A 12,754-nucleotide genomic window follows, 5' to 3' on the forward strand; every position below is an offset into this window, starting at 1 on the left:
ATAATGGGAGGTATGCCTTCCGCCCTGCCCGATGGAGAACCCGTGCCCCAGGACGGGGCGCTCCCCCCGTCCGCCCTGGGCGGAACGGCCCCACTCGGCTTCTACCTGCACGTTCCGTACTGCGCCACCCGCTGCGGCTACTGCGACTTCAACACCTACACCGCCCCCGAGCTGCGCGGCACCGGCGGCGTCCTCGCCTCCCGCGACAACTACGCCGAGACCCTCGTCGAAGAGGTCCGCCTGGCCCGCAAGGTCCTCGGCGACGACCCGCGCCCGGTCCGGACGGTCTTCGTCGGCGGCGGCACGCCCACGCTCCTCGCCGCCGACGACCTCGTACGGATGCTGAGCGCCATCCGCGACGAGTTCGGCATCGCCGACGACGCGGAGATCACCACCGAGGCGAACCCGGAGTCGGTCGACCCGGCGTATCTGAGCACCCTGCGCGAGGGCGGCTTCAACCGCGTCTCCTTCGGCATGCAGAGCGCCAAGCAGCACGTCCTGAGGATCCTCGACCGCACGCACACCCCCGGGCGTCCCGAGGCCTGCGTCGCCGAGGCGCGCGCGGCGGGCTTCGAGCACGTGAACCTCGACCTGATCTACGGCACCCCCGGCGAGAGCGACGACGACTGGCGGGCCTCCCTCGACGCCGCCGTCGGCGCAGGACCCGACCACGTGTCCGCGTACGCGCTGATCGTCGAGGAGGGCACGCAGCTGGCCCGCCGCATCCGGCGCGGCGAGGTCCCCATGACGGACGACGACGTGCACGCCGACCGCTATCTGATCGCCGAGGAGACGCTGTCGGCCGCCGGGTTCCAGTGGTACGAGGTGTCCAACTGGGCCACGTCGGAAGCGGGCCGCTGCCTGCACAACGAGCTGTACTGGCGGGGCGCCGACTGGTGGGGCGCGGGACCCGGCGCGCACAGCCACGTGGGGGGCGTGCGCTGGTGGAACGTGAAGCACCCGGGCGCGTACGCCGCCGCGCTCGCGGAGGGGCGGTCGCCCGGAGCGGGCCGCGAGCTCCTCGCGGACGAGGACCGGCGGGTGGAGCGGATCCTCCTCGAACTGCGGCTCCGGGAGGGCTGCCCGCTGGACCTGCTGCGCCCGGACGGCCTCGCCGCCTCGCGCCGCGCCCTGGCGGACGGCCTGCTGGCACCCGAGCCCTACGAGCGGGGCCGGGCGGTCCTGACGCTGCGCGGCCGCCTGCTCGCCGACGCGGTGGTGCGGGACCTGGTCGACTGAGGCGGCCGCCCGGCCCGGGGCGCCGTCCGGCCGCCCCGGACTACGGGGCCGTCACGAAATCGATCAGTTCCTCCACCCGGCCCAGGAGCTGCGGCTCCAGGTCCTTGTAGCTGCGCACCGAGCCCAGGATCCGCTGCCACGCGGCCCCGGTGTTCTCCGGCCAGCCGAGGGCCCGGCACACCCCGGTCTTCCAGTCCTGGCCGCGCGGCACCCGGGGCCAGGCCGCGATGCCCAGGGACGAGGGCTTCACCGCCTCCCAGACGTCGATGTACGGGTGGCCGACCACCAGCGCGTGCGGGCTGGAGACCGCGGCCGCGATCCGGGACTCCTTCGAGCCGGGGACCAGGTGGTCCACCAGGACGCCGAGGCGTGCGTCGGGGCCGGGGGCGAACTCCGCGACGATCGCGGGGAGGTCGTCGACGCCCTCCAGGTACTCGACGACGACGCCCTCGATGCGCAGGTCGTCGCCCCACACCTTCTCGACGAGCTCCGCGTCGTGGCGCCCTTCCACATAGATGCGCCCGGCGCGCGCCACCCGTGCCCGCGCCCCGGGCACGGCGATCGAGCCGGACGCGGTGCGCGCGGGCCGCGCGGGCGCCGCCGCGGCCTTCGGGCGGACGAGCGTGACGGCCTTGCCCTCCAGGAGGAAGCCGCGCGGCACCATCGGGAACACCCGGTGCTTGCCGAAGCGGTCCTCCAGGGTCACCGTCGGGCCCTCGGCGGTCTTCTCGCAGCGGATCACCGCGCCGCAGAAGCCGGTCCCGACCTCCTCCACCACCAGGTCGACGTCGGCGGGGACTTCGGGAACGGGGGCCGACTTCTTCCACGGCGGGGTGAGGTCCGGGTTGTAGCTGCGCATTCGACAGACGTTATGACATCGCGTGACATCCCGTCACGGGGACGTGCCCGCGACGCTCACCGCACCCCGAACCGGCCCGCAAGGTCCTCCCGTTGCGCCCGTACGAACGCCGCGTCGACGACCGCCCCGTGCCCGGGCACGTACCGCGCGTCCTCGCCGCCCAGGTCGAGCAGGCGGTCGAGCGCGGCGGGCCACCGCCCGGGGACCGCGTCGGGGCCCGCCTGGGGTTCGCCTGACTCCTCGACGAGGTCGCCGCAGAAGACGACCTCGGGCTCTCCGGGGGCGCCGCCGGGCACCAGGACGGCCAGGTCGTGGCCGGTGTGGCCGGGGCCGACGTTCGCGAGGAGGACCTGGACGCCGCCCAGGTCGAGGGTCCACTCGCCGCACACCAGGTGGTGCGGGAGCACCAGGAGGTCGGTGGCGTCGGCGGCGGCGCGGGCGTCCAGGCCGTGGCTGACGGCGTCCGTGCGCAGGCCCTCGCGGTCCCGGTCGAGCACCGCGTCGACGCCGACCGCGCCGAACACCTCGACGCCCGCGAAGGCCGCCGCGCCGAGCACGTGGTCGAAGTGCGGGTGCGTCAGCGCGAGATGGGTCACACGGCGGCCGCCGCCGAGCAGCCGCTGGGCCTCGGTGCGCAGCAGCGCGCCCTCCCGCAGGCTGGAGCCGGCCTCGATCATCAGGGCGGCCTCGTCGCCGACGACGAGGCCGACCGTGCAGTCCCACACGGGGAGCCGGCGCCGCCCCACCCGCGCGGTGAGCCGCTCCCAGCCCGCCTCCTGCCAGTCCGGGGCCGGTGTCACGCGTACGTCCATACGGTGACGCTAGCGCCACCGCCGTCCGTCGGCAGCCGGTGCCCCCGTGCCCCCGGTGCCCCCGTGCGGGGCGCGACCGGGCCGGTGGCGCGGGCCACACGTGGGCATGACTAAAGGAGTCGGCCCTTGCCGGGGCTGTACCCACCGGCCGTACACTGACTCGATGAAGGTTGGCACTCGCGCGTGGTGAGTGCCAGGGTGGGGCCGCCGAGGGGGCTCAGTTCGAGGGACGACAGCTGGAGGTGTGCGCGATGCTCAGTGAACGCAGGCTTGAGGTGCTCCGCGCCATCGTCCACGACTACGTAGGCACCCAGGAGCCCGTCGGCTCCAAAGCGCTTACGGAGCGTCATCACTTGGGCGTCTCCCCGGCCACGGTCCGTAACGACATGGCCGCGCTTGAGGAGGAAGGGTTCATCGCCCAGCCGCACACCAGCGCCGGGCGCATCCCCACCGACAAGGGCTACCGGCTGTTCGTGGACAAGCTGGCGGGCGTCAAGCCGCTGAGCTCCCCCGAGCGCCGCGCGATCCAGCACTTCCTCGACGGCGCCGTCGACCTGGACGACGTCGTGGGCCGTACGGTGCGGCTGCTCGCGCAGCTGACCCGGCAGGTCGCCGTGGTGCAGTACCCGTCCCTGACGCGGTCGACGGTGCGCCACGTGGAGCTGCTCTCGCTCGCTCCGGCCCGGGTCATGCTCGTCCTGATCACGGACACCGGCCGGGTCGAGCAGCGCCTGATCGACTGCCCGGCGCCGTTCGGTGAAACGTCACTCGCGGACCTGCGGGCGCGGCTCAACAGCCGGATCGCGGGCCGCCGGTTCACGGACGTGCCGCAGCTCGTCCAGGACCTGACCGAGTCCTTCGACAAGGAGGACCAGGCCACGGTGGCGACGGTCCTGTCCACCCTCCTCGAAACCCTGGTCGAGGAGAACGAGGAGCGGATGATGATCGGCGGAACCGCCAATCTCACCCGTTTCGGACATGACTTCCCTCTCACGATCAGGCCGGTCCTCGAGGCCCTGGAGGAACAGGTCGTCCTCCTCAAGTTGCTTGGTGAGGCTACGGATTCGGGCATGACCGTGAAGATCGGTCACGAGAACGCCCACGAGGGACTCAGCTCCACGTCCGTGGTCTCCGTCGGCTACGGTTCGGGAGGCGAGGCAGTGGCCAAGCTAGGCGTGGTCGGACCGACCCGCATGGACTATCCGGGAACGATGGGAGCAGTACGCGCAGTGGCACGTTACGTCGGACAGATCCTGGCGGAGTCGTAAGTGGCCACGGACTACTACGCCGTACTCGGCGTGCGCCGCGACGCGTCCCAGGACGAGATCAAGAAGGCTTTCCGGCGGCTCGCACGCGAGCTGCACCCGGACGTCAATCCCGATCCGAAGACGCAAGAGCGCTTCAAAGAGATCAACGCCGCTTACGAGGTGCTCTCGGACCCGCAGAAGAAGCAGGTCTACGACCTCGGCGGCGACCCGCTTTCCCAGTCGGGCGGCGGTGGCGCGGGCGGTTTCGGAGCCGGTGGCTTCGGCAACTTCTCGGACATCATGGACGCGTTCTTCGGTACGGCGTCGCAGCGCGGGCCGCGCTCGCGCACCCGCCGCGGCCAGGACGCCATGATCCGCCTGGAGATCGACCTCGACGAGGCGGCCTTCGGCACGACCAAGGACATCCAGGTCGACACGGCCGTCGTCTGTACGACGTGCTCCGGCGAGGGCGCCGCTCCCGGCACCTCCGCGCAGACCTGTGACATGTGCCGCGGCCGCGGTGAGGTGTCCCAGGTCACCCGGTCCTTCCTCGGCCAGGTCATGACCTCGCGGCCCTGCCCCCAGTGCCAGGGCTTCGGCACCGTGGTGCCCACGCCGTGCCCCGAGTGCGCGGGCGACGGCCGGGTCCGCTCGCGGCGCACCCTCACGGTGAAGATCCCCGCCGGTGTCGACAACGGCACCCGGATCCAGCTCGCGGGGGAGGGCGAGGTCGGCCCGGGTGGTGGCCCGGCGGGCGACCTCTACGTGGAGATCCACGAGCTGCCCCACGCCGTCTTCCAGCGGCGCGGCGACGATCTGCACTGCACCGTCACCATTCCGATGACGGCGGCGTCGCTCGGTACGAAGGTGCCGCTGGAGACCCTTGACGGGGTCGAGGAGGTCGACATCCGGCCCGGCACGCAGTCCGGGCAGTCGATCCCGCTGCACGGGCGCGGCGTCACGCATCTGCGGGGCGGCGGCCGCGGCGACCTGATCGTGCACGTGGAGGTGCTCACGCCCACGAAGCTGGACGCCGAGCAGGAGCGGCTGCTGCGGGAGCTGGCCAAGCTGCGCGGTGAGGAGCGGCCCACGGGTCAGTTCCAGCCGGGGCAGCAGGGGCTGTTCTCACGCCTGAAGGACGCGTTCAACGGGCGTTAGCGCTTGGACGGTGGGCCCCAGTTCCCGGGTGCTCGGCACCTGGGGGCTGTGCCCACCCCTCCCCAAGCTCTCGGCTTCGCTCGAGCAGGGGATGCCCCACTCGCCCTCTGGGCGGACCAGTTGCCCACAGCGCGGGACCAGGGGCCCTGCGCGAGGTGTCCTCTCAGACGTGGCACGATGCGGTTATGGTCTCCCCTCTCCACGCTCTCTGTCGTCATCCGATCGTGCAGGCCCCGATGGCGGGCGGGGCCTCGACCCCGCAGCTCGTGGCGGCCGTGGCCGAGGCCGGGGGGCTCGGTTCGCTGGCGGCCGGGTACAAGACCGCTGACGGCATGTACCAGGAGATAAAGCAGGTCAGAGGCCTGACATCGCGCCCCTTCGGGGTGAACCTCTTCATGCCGCAGCCCGCCTGCGCGGACCCGGCGGCCGTCGAGGTCTACCGCAACCAGCTCGCCGGCGAGGCCACCTGGTACGAGACGGAGCTCGGCGACACCGACGCCAAGACCGACGACGGGTACGAGGCGAAGCTGGCCATCCTGCGCGACGACCCGGTGCCGCTGGTGTCGTTCACGTTCGGCTGCCCCACCCGGCAGGAGCTCCAGGCCCTGGAGCGGGTCGGCACCACCACCGTCGTCACCGTCACCACGGCCGAGGAGGCCCTGGCCGCGCAGGCCGCGGGCGCCGACGCGGTGTGCGTGCAGGGCATCGAGGCGGGCGGCCACCAGGGCACGCACCGGGACAACCCGGAGACGGACGGCGCCGGGATCGGCCTGCTGAGCCTCATCACCCAGGTCAGGGAGGCCGTACAGTTGCCCGTCATCGCCGCGGGCGGCCTGATGCGCGGCGCGCAGATCGCCGCGGTGCTCGCGGCGGGCGCCGACCTCGCGCAGCTCGGCACCGCGTTCCTCGTCACCCCGGAGTCCGGCGCGCAGCCGCTGCACAAGCAGGCCATGACCGACCCGCGGTTCGTGCGGACCGAGCTGACCCGGGCGTTCTCGGGGCGCCCCGCGCGCGGGCTCGTCAACCGCTTCATGCGCGAGCACGGCCCGTACGCGCCCGCCGCCTATCCGCAGATCCACTATCTGACGTCGGACCTGCGCAAGGCCGCGGCCAAGACCGGCGACCCGCAGGCCATGGCCCTGTGGGCGGGCCAGGGCCACCGCCTCGCGCGGCAGCTGCCCGCGGGGGAGCTCGTGGAGGTGCTCGTGGCCGAACTCGACGAGGCGAAGGCCGTGTTCGCCGCCGGTGGCGCGGGCGGTGCGGCATGACCGCGCCGGTGTTCGTCGTCGACGGCTTCGCGGGTGCCGCGGCAGGACGTACGTACGTACTCGAAGGCCCCGAGGGGCGGCACGCCGTGTCGGTGAAGCGGCTGCGCGCCGGTGAGGACGTGGTGCTCACCGACGGTGCCGGGCACTGGGCGCACGGCACCGTCGCCGCCGCCGAGGGCAAGGACCGGCTCCTCGTCGCGCTCGACGACGACGGCGTGCGCGAACAGGACGTGGAGAGCCCCCGGATCACCGTCGTCCAGGCGCTGCCCAAGGGCGACCGCGGTGAACTGGCCGTGGAGACCATGACGGAGACCGGCGTGGACGCGGTCGTGCCCTGGGCCGCCGCCCGCTGCATCACGCAGTGGAAGGGCGAGCGCGGCCTGAAGGCGCTCGGCAAGTGGCGGGCGACGGCGCGCGAGGCGGGCAAGCAGTCCCGCCGGGTCCGCTTCCCCGAGGTCGCGGAGCAGGCCACCACCAAGCAGGTCGCCCGGCTGCTCGCGGACGCCGACTTCGCGGGCGTCCTGCACGAGGAGGGCAGCGAGCCGCTGGCCACCGCCCCGCTCCCGGCGTCCGGCAGCATCGTGCTCGTCGTCGGGCCCGAGGGCGGCGTGTCCCCGGAGGAGCTCGCGGTGTTCGCCGAGGCGGGCGCCAAGCCGTACCGCCTGGGGCGCAGCGTGCTGCGCACGTCGACCGCGGGCACCGCGGCGACGGCGCTGCTCCTCGGCCGCACGGGCCGCTGGTCCTGACGGGCCTGCTGGTCCTGACGGGCCGCCGGTCCTGACGGGCCGCCGGTCCTGACTGGACAGATGGCCGCAACCGGTCTACCGTCCGGGCGCTCGCGGTGGCACCCTGCCATCCATGGGGGCTGTGAGGCGACTACCGCGACCTGACCGGCGTTGGCGGATCCCGGGCCCGGCGAGAGGGCGGCGGATCCTCGTGGCCCTCGCGGCCGCGGGGGCCACCGGCCTCGCCCTGGCCGCCTGCGACCCCGTCGAGGGCGACATGAGCACCTCCGCCATCGCGCTCACCACGGACAAGATGGGCACGGCCGAGCTGGAGCGCCAGCACCTGGACGTGGCCTGGTTCAACTGCACGGCCTCGTTCGTGAAGAAGGGCGACGGCGACAAGCGCACGGCCACCGACGAGCCGCGCGAGGCCGAGGTCGACTGCCAGGGCAAGTCCGAAGATGACAAGGACATCACCCTCAAGGGCCGCGTCACCGACGTGCGCAACGGCAAGTGCGTCCGCGGGAACCTGACCGCGCGGGTCGAGGGCAAGGAGTGGTTCCGCGTCGACGTGCTCGGCAACTGCGAAGGCGGCAACGGCAATGACGGCAACGACGACGGCAATGACGACGGTGACAACGACTCCGGTGACAAGGGCGACGGCGACAACGGCGGGGGCCGCCACACCCCGCCCGTCAACCACGACCCCGACCGGGACGGGCCCGGTCCCACCGCCACCGTCACCGTGACCGAGCGGCCGGACCCCACCTGCGACTGCTATCCGGGCAAGTGATCCAAAACGGTGCCCCGTACGCCGTCACCTGCTTAGGCTGACGGTGTGACACAGCCTGCCTACCTCCGGTTTCCGCATCCGCACGGCGAGTTGACCGCCTTCACCGCCGAGGACGACGTCTGGATCGCGCCCCTCGACGGCGGCCGCGCCTGGCGGGTCAGCGCCGACAACACGCCCGTCAGCCACCCGCGGATCTCCCCGGACGGCACCACCGTCGCGTGGACGTCGACCCGGGACGGAGCGCCCGAGGTGCACGTCGCGCCCGTCGACGGCGGCCCCGCCAAGCGCCTCACGTACTGGGGGAACACGAAGACGGCCGTGCGCGGCTGGACGCCCGACGGTCGGGTCCTCGCGGTCGGCGCGCACGGCCAGGCCTCCTTCCGCCGCACCTGGGCGCACGCCGTGCCGCTCGACGGCGGGCCCGCGGAGAAGCTGCCGTACGGAATCGTCGGCGACGCGGCGCACGGCCCCGACGGCGAAGTCCTGCTCCTGTCCGCGCCGATGGGCCGCGAGGCCGCCTGGTGGAAGCGGTACCGCGGCGGCACGGCGGGGAAGCTGTGGATCCGCTCGCGGCGGCCCGCCGCCGACGCCTCCGGAGCCGACAGCGGCTTCGTCCGCGTCCACGAGGACCTCGACGGCAACATCGAGCACCCGCTGTGGGTGGGCGGCCGCATCGCCTTCCTCTCCGACCACGAAGGCGTCGGCGCGCTCTACTCCTCCCTGCCCGACGGCACCGACCTGCGCCGCCACACCCCGGTCGACGGCTTCTACGCCCGGCACGCCGCCACCGACGGCACCCGCGTCGCCTACGCGAGCGCCGGTGAACTCTGGCTCCTGGACGACCTGTCGGACGCCGAACCGCGCCGTCTGGACGTCCGGCTCGGCGGGCAGCGCGTCGACCTCCAGCCGCATCCGGTCAGCGCGGCCCGCTGGTTCGGGGCCGCCGCGCCCGACCACAGCGGCCGCGGCAGCGCGGTGTCGGTGCGCGGCGCCGTGCACTGGGTCACGCACCGCGAGGGGCCCGCCCGCGCGCTGGCCGCCGCCCCCGGCGTCCGGGCCCGGCTTCCCCGCACCTTCCGCGTGGACGGCGAGGAGCACGTGGTGTGGGTGACGGACGCGGAGGGCGACGACGCCCTGGAGTTCGCGCCCGCCACCGGCCTCGCCCCCGGCGCGACCCCGCGCCGCCTCGCCGCGGGCCAGCTCGGCCGGGTGCTCGCACTCGCCGTGGCGCCCGACGGCAGCCGCGCCGCCGTCGCCGCGCACGACGGCCGGATCCTGCTCGTGGAGCGCGACAGCGGCGAGGTGCGCGAGGTCGACCGCGCCGAGCACGGCGAAGCCACCGGGCTGGTGTTCTCGCCCGACTGCGCGTGGCTCGCCTGGTCGCACCCCGGGCCGCGCCCGCTGCGCCAGCTCAAGCTCGCCAACACCGCCGACCTGTCGGTGTCGGAGGCCACCCAGCTGCGCTTCCGCGACTACAGCCCGGCGTTCACGCTCGACGGCAAGCACCTGGCGTTCCTGTCCGCGCGCGCCTTCGACCCGGTCTACGACGAGCACGTCTTCGACCTCGCCTTCGTCGGCGGCTCCCGGCCGCACCTGCTCACGCTCGCGGCCACGACGCCCTCGCCGTTCGGGCCGCAGCGGCACGGCCGCGCCTTCGACGCCGCCGACGGGCCGCACGCCGAGACCCCCGACAGCGAGGGCTCGCCGGTGACCCGGATAGACCTCGAAGGGCTCGCGGACCGCGTCGTGCCCTTCCCCGTCGAGGCCGCCCGCTACAGCACGCTGCGCGCCGCCAAGGACGGCCTGCTGTGGCTGCGCCACCCGGTGCGCGGCGTGCTCGGCGCCTCCCGCGCCACCCCGTCCGACCCCGAGCCCTGCTCCGCCCTGGAGCGCTACGACATCGGCCAGCGCCGGGTCGAGGAACTGGCGGGCGACGCCGACCACTTCGCCGTGACCGGCGACGGCAAGCGGATCCTGCTGTGGGCCGACGGCAAGCTCAAGGTGGTGCCGAGCGACCGGCGCGCCTCCGCCGACGAGGACAGCGACACCAACATCACCGTCGACCTCGGCCGGGTCCGCCAGGACGTCGACCCGGCCGCGGAGTGGCGGCAGATGTACGCCGAGGCGGGCCGCCTCATGCGGGACAACTTCTGGCGGGCCGACATGGGCGGCGTCGACTGGGACGGCGTCCTGGAGCGCTACCGGCCCGTCCTCGACCGCGTCGCGACCCACGACGACCTCGTCGACCTGCTGTGGGAGGTCCAGGGCGAACTGGGCACCTCCCACGCCTACGTGGTGCCGCGCGGCGGCTACGGCAGCCGGCAGGGCCTCCTCGGCGCGGACCTCTCGCGCGGCGCCGACGGCCTGTGGCGCGTCGACCGCGTCCTGCCGTCGGAGACCTCCGACCCGGCCGCACTCTCCCCGCTCGCCGCGCCCGGCGTCGCCGTGCGCGCGGGCGACGCGATCCTCGCCGTCGGCGGGCGTCCCGTCGACTCCGTCACCGGTCCCGGACCGCTGCTCGTCGGCACCGCGGGCAAGCCCGTCGAGCTGACCGTGTCCCCGGCCGGCGGCGGCGACCCGCGGCACGCCGTCGTGATCCCCGTGGACGACGAGGAGCCGCTGCGCTACCACGCCTGGGTCGCCGACCGCCGGGCCTACGTCCACGAGCTCTCCGGCGGCCGCCTCGGCTACCTCCACGTGCCCGACATGCAGGCCCCCGGCTGGGCGCAGATCCACCGCGACCTGCGCGTCGAGGTGGCCCGCGAGGGCCTGGTCGTGGACGTCCGCGAGAACCGCGGCGGGCACACCTCGCAGCTCGTCGTGGAGAAGCTGGCCCGGCGCATCGTCGGCTGGGACCTGCCGCGCGGCTCCGGGCCGCTCAGCTACCCCGGGGACGCGCCGCGCGGGCCCGTCGTCGCCGTCGCCAACGAGTTCTCCGGATCCGACGGGGACATCGTCAACGCCGCGATCAAGGCCCTCGGCATCGGCCCCGTCGTGGGCACCCGCACCTGGGGCGGCGTCGTCGGCATCGACAGCCGCTACCACCTGGTCGACGGCACGCTCGTCACACAGCCCAAGTACGCCTTCTGGCTCGAGGGCTACGAATGGAGCGTGGAGAACTACGGCGTCGACCCCGACGTCGAGGTCGTGATGACCCCCGACGACCACGCGGCCGGACGCGACCCGCAGCTCGACGAGGCCGTCCGCATCGCCCTCGCCGCGCTCGCCGAGAACCCGGCGAGGACGGCCCCGCCGCTGCCCTGACCGGTCCCCGAGGGGCCCGCACACACGGGCGGATAGCATGCCGACGTACGCAAACATGATCAGGAGGCTGGACCATGGCGGGCGAACCACAGGACGACTGCTTGTTCTGCAAGATCGTGGCGAAGGAGGTGCCCGCGACGGTCGTGCGCGAGACGGAGACCACCCTCGCCTTCCGCGACATCAACCCCCAGGCGCCGACGCACGTCCTGGTGATCCCCAAGGTGCACCACCCGGACGCCGCCTCGCTGGCCGCCGCCGAGCCCGCGGCCGCCGCTGACGTGCTGCGCGAGGCCGGCGAGGTGGCCGCCCAGGAGGGTGCGGACAGCTACCGCATCGTCTTCAACACCGGCTCCGGCGCCGGACAGACCGTCTTCCACGCGCACGCCCACGTCCTGGGCGGCCGCGGTCTCCAGTGGCCCCCCGGATAGCACCTCGTGTCCGTACGTGAACTGGTGGTGCTCGGCACCGCGAGCCAGGTCCCGACCCGGCACCGCAACCACAACGGGTACGTCCTGCTGTGGGACGGCGAGGGCATCCTGTTCGACCCCGGCGAGGGCACGCAGCGGCAGATGCTGCGTGCCTCCGTCGCGGCGCACGACCTCAACCGCATCTGCGTCACGCACTTCCACGGGGACCACTCCCTGGGGCTCGCGGGGGTCATCCAGCGCATCAACCTGGACCGCGTGCCGCACCCCGTCACCGCCCACTACCCGGCCTCCGGGGAGCACTTCTTCGACCGGCTGCGGTACGCGACCGCGTACCGCGAGACGGTGCGGATCGCCCAGGTCCCGGTCGCCGCGGACGGCGTCCTCGCCACCGCGCCGTCGTACCGCCTGGAGGCGGCGAAGCTCTCCCACCCCGTCGAGTCGTACGGCTACCGCGTCGTCGAGCCCGACGGGCGGCGGATGCTGCCGAAGCTCCTCGCCGAGCGCGGCGTCACCGGACCGGACGTGGGCGTCCTCCAGCGCGAGGGCAGCCTGCGCGGCATCAGCATCGACGAGGTGAGCGAGGTGCGGCGCGGGCAGCGCTTCGCCTTCGTGATGGACACCCGCCTGTGCGACGGCGTGCACGCGCTCGCCGACGGCTGCGACATGCTCGTCATCGAGTCCACGTTCCTCGACCAGGACCGTCAACTGGCCTCCGACCACGGCCACCTGACGGCGGGCCAGGCCGCCGCCGTGGCCCGGGACGCGGGCGTCAGGCACCTCGTCCTCACCCACTTCAGCCAGCGGTACCCGGACCCGTCCGCCTTCGAGCAGCAGGCACGGGCCGCCGGTTTCGAGGGGGAGCTGACGGTGGCGCGGGACCTGATGCGGGTGCCGCTGCCGAAGCGCAGCCCCTGATCCGCCCGAGCCCTTCCGAAACCTCCCCACTCCCCGAACTCCTCCC

The 12,754-nt window shown here is 73.7% G+C and carries 11 protein-coding genes; 9 read left to right on the top strand and 2 right to left on the bottom strand.

Annotation, left to right across the window (positions count from 1 at the left end; genetic code table 11):
- The first annotated feature begins 3 nt into the window (after positions 1 to 3).
- Entirely contained in the window at positions 4 to 1,239 is a 1,236-nt protein-coding gene (gene hemW, locus IG74_RS0111715; RefSeq protein WP_030674047.1) for a radical SAM family heme chaperone HemW, read from the top strand.
- 40 nt (positions 1,240 to 1,279) lie between these two features.
- Here hemW and IG74_RS0111720 read toward each other — a convergent pair whose 3' ends face one another.
- Positions 1,280 to 2,098 (bottom strand): DUF3097 domain-containing protein, encoded by an 819-nt coding sequence (locus IG74_RS0111720; protein WP_030674050.1) that lies wholly within the window; start codon positions 2,096 to 2,098, stop codon positions 1,280 to 1,282.
- A gap of 56 nt (positions 2,099 to 2,154) precedes the next feature.
- Positions 2,155 to 2,910, bottom strand: coding sequence for an MBL fold metallo-hydrolase (locus tag IG74_RS0111725; RefSeq protein ID WP_030674054.1), 756 nt, complete (start codon positions 2,908 to 2,910; stop codon positions 2,155 to 2,157).
- Between the two features lie 251 nt (positions 2,911 to 3,161).
- Here IG74_RS0111725 and hrcA point away from each other — a divergent pair, with 251 nt between their 5' ends.
- From hrcA to IG74_RS0111765, 8 genes are all read left to right on the top strand, one after another.
- Positions 3,162 to 4,178, top strand: a complete 1,017-nt coding sequence (hrcA, locus tag IG74_RS0111730) for a heat-inducible transcriptional repressor HrcA (RefSeq protein ID WP_030674056.1) — start codon at positions 3,162 to 3,164, stop codon at positions 4,176 to 4,178.
- A complete protein-coding gene (gene dnaJ, locus IG74_RS0111735) occupies positions 4,179 to 5,315 on the top strand; it encodes a molecular chaperone DnaJ (RefSeq protein ID WP_030674058.1) in 1,137 nt (378 codons plus the stop codon). It begins immediately after the preceding gene.
- 185 nt (positions 5,316 to 5,500) lie between these two features.
- Positions 5,501 to 6,583, top strand: coding sequence for a nitronate monooxygenase (locus tag IG74_RS0111740; RefSeq protein ID WP_030674061.1), 1,083 nt, complete (start codon positions 5,501 to 5,503; stop codon positions 6,581 to 6,583).
- Positions 6,580 to 7,329: a 16S rRNA (uracil(1498)-N(3))-methyltransferase gene (locus tag IG74_RS0111745; protein ID WP_030674064.1), complete on the top strand. Its 750-nt coding sequence runs from the start codon at positions 6,580 to 6,582 to the stop codon at positions 7,327 to 7,329. The genes IG74_RS0111740 and IG74_RS0111745 overlap by 4 nt, the downstream gene beginning before the upstream one ends.
- A gap of 190 nt (positions 7,330 to 7,519) precedes the next feature.
- Positions 7,520 to 8,101 carry a hypothetical protein gene (locus tag IG74_RS0111750; protein WP_030674068.1) on the top strand — a complete coding sequence of 194 codons (582 nt, stop codon included), beginning with the start codon at positions 7,520 to 7,522 and terminating at the stop codon, positions 8,099 to 8,101.
- A 45-nt stretch (positions 8,102 to 8,146) separates the two neighbouring features.
- Complete coding sequence (locus tag IG74_RS0111755) at positions 8,147 to 11,365, top strand: S41 family peptidase (protein ID WP_030674071.1); 3,219 nt, start codon at positions 8,147 to 8,149, stop codon at positions 11,363 to 11,365.
- Positions 11,366 to 11,439: 74 nt separating this feature from the next.
- Positions 11,440 to 11,793 (top strand): histidine triad nucleotide-binding protein, encoded by a 354-nt coding sequence (locus IG74_RS0111760; protein ID WP_030674073.1) that lies wholly within the window; start codon positions 11,440 to 11,442, stop codon positions 11,791 to 11,793.
- A gap of 6 nt (positions 11,794 to 11,799) precedes the next feature.
- The gene (locus IG74_RS0111765; protein WP_030674075.1) at positions 11,800 to 12,708 is read left to right on the top strand and encodes a ribonuclease Z; all 909 of its coding nucleotides are present in this window, start codon (positions 11,800 to 11,802) and stop codon (positions 12,706 to 12,708) included.
- Positions 12,709 to 12,754: the final 46 nt, after the last annotated feature.

It is taken from the genome of Streptomyces sp. NRRL B-1347 (assembly GCF_000720325.1).
Classification (GTDB): domain Bacteria; phylum Actinomycetota; class Actinomycetes; order Streptomycetales; family Streptomycetaceae; genus Streptomyces.

Coding starts and splice junctions, on each gene's coding strand:
- hemW (WP_030674047.1), top strand. CDS start 4: ATGGGAGGTATGCCTTCCGCCCTGCCCGATGGAGAACCCGTGCCCCAG.
- IG74_RS0111720 (WP_030674050.1), bottom strand. CDS start 2,098: ATGCGCAGCTACAACCCGGACCTCACCCCGCCGTGGAAGAAGTCGGCC.
- IG74_RS0111725 (WP_030674054.1), bottom strand. CDS start 2,910: ATGGACGTACGCGTGACACCGGCCCCGGACTGGCAGGAGGCGGGCTGG.
- hrcA (WP_030674056.1), top strand. CDS start 3,162: ATGCTCAGTGAACGCAGGCTTGAGGTGCTCCGCGCCATCGTCCACGAC.
- IG74_RS0111740 (WP_030674061.1), top strand. CDS start 5,501: ATGGTCTCCCCTCTCCACGCTCTCTGTCGTCATCCGATCGTGCAGGCC.
- IG74_RS0111745 (WP_030674064.1), top strand. CDS start 6,580: ATGACCGCGCCGGTGTTCGTCGTCGACGGCTTCGCGGGTGCCGCGGCA.
- IG74_RS0111760 (WP_030674073.1), top strand. CDS start 11,440: ATGGCGGGCGAACCACAGGACGACTGCTTGTTCTGCAAGATCGTGGCG.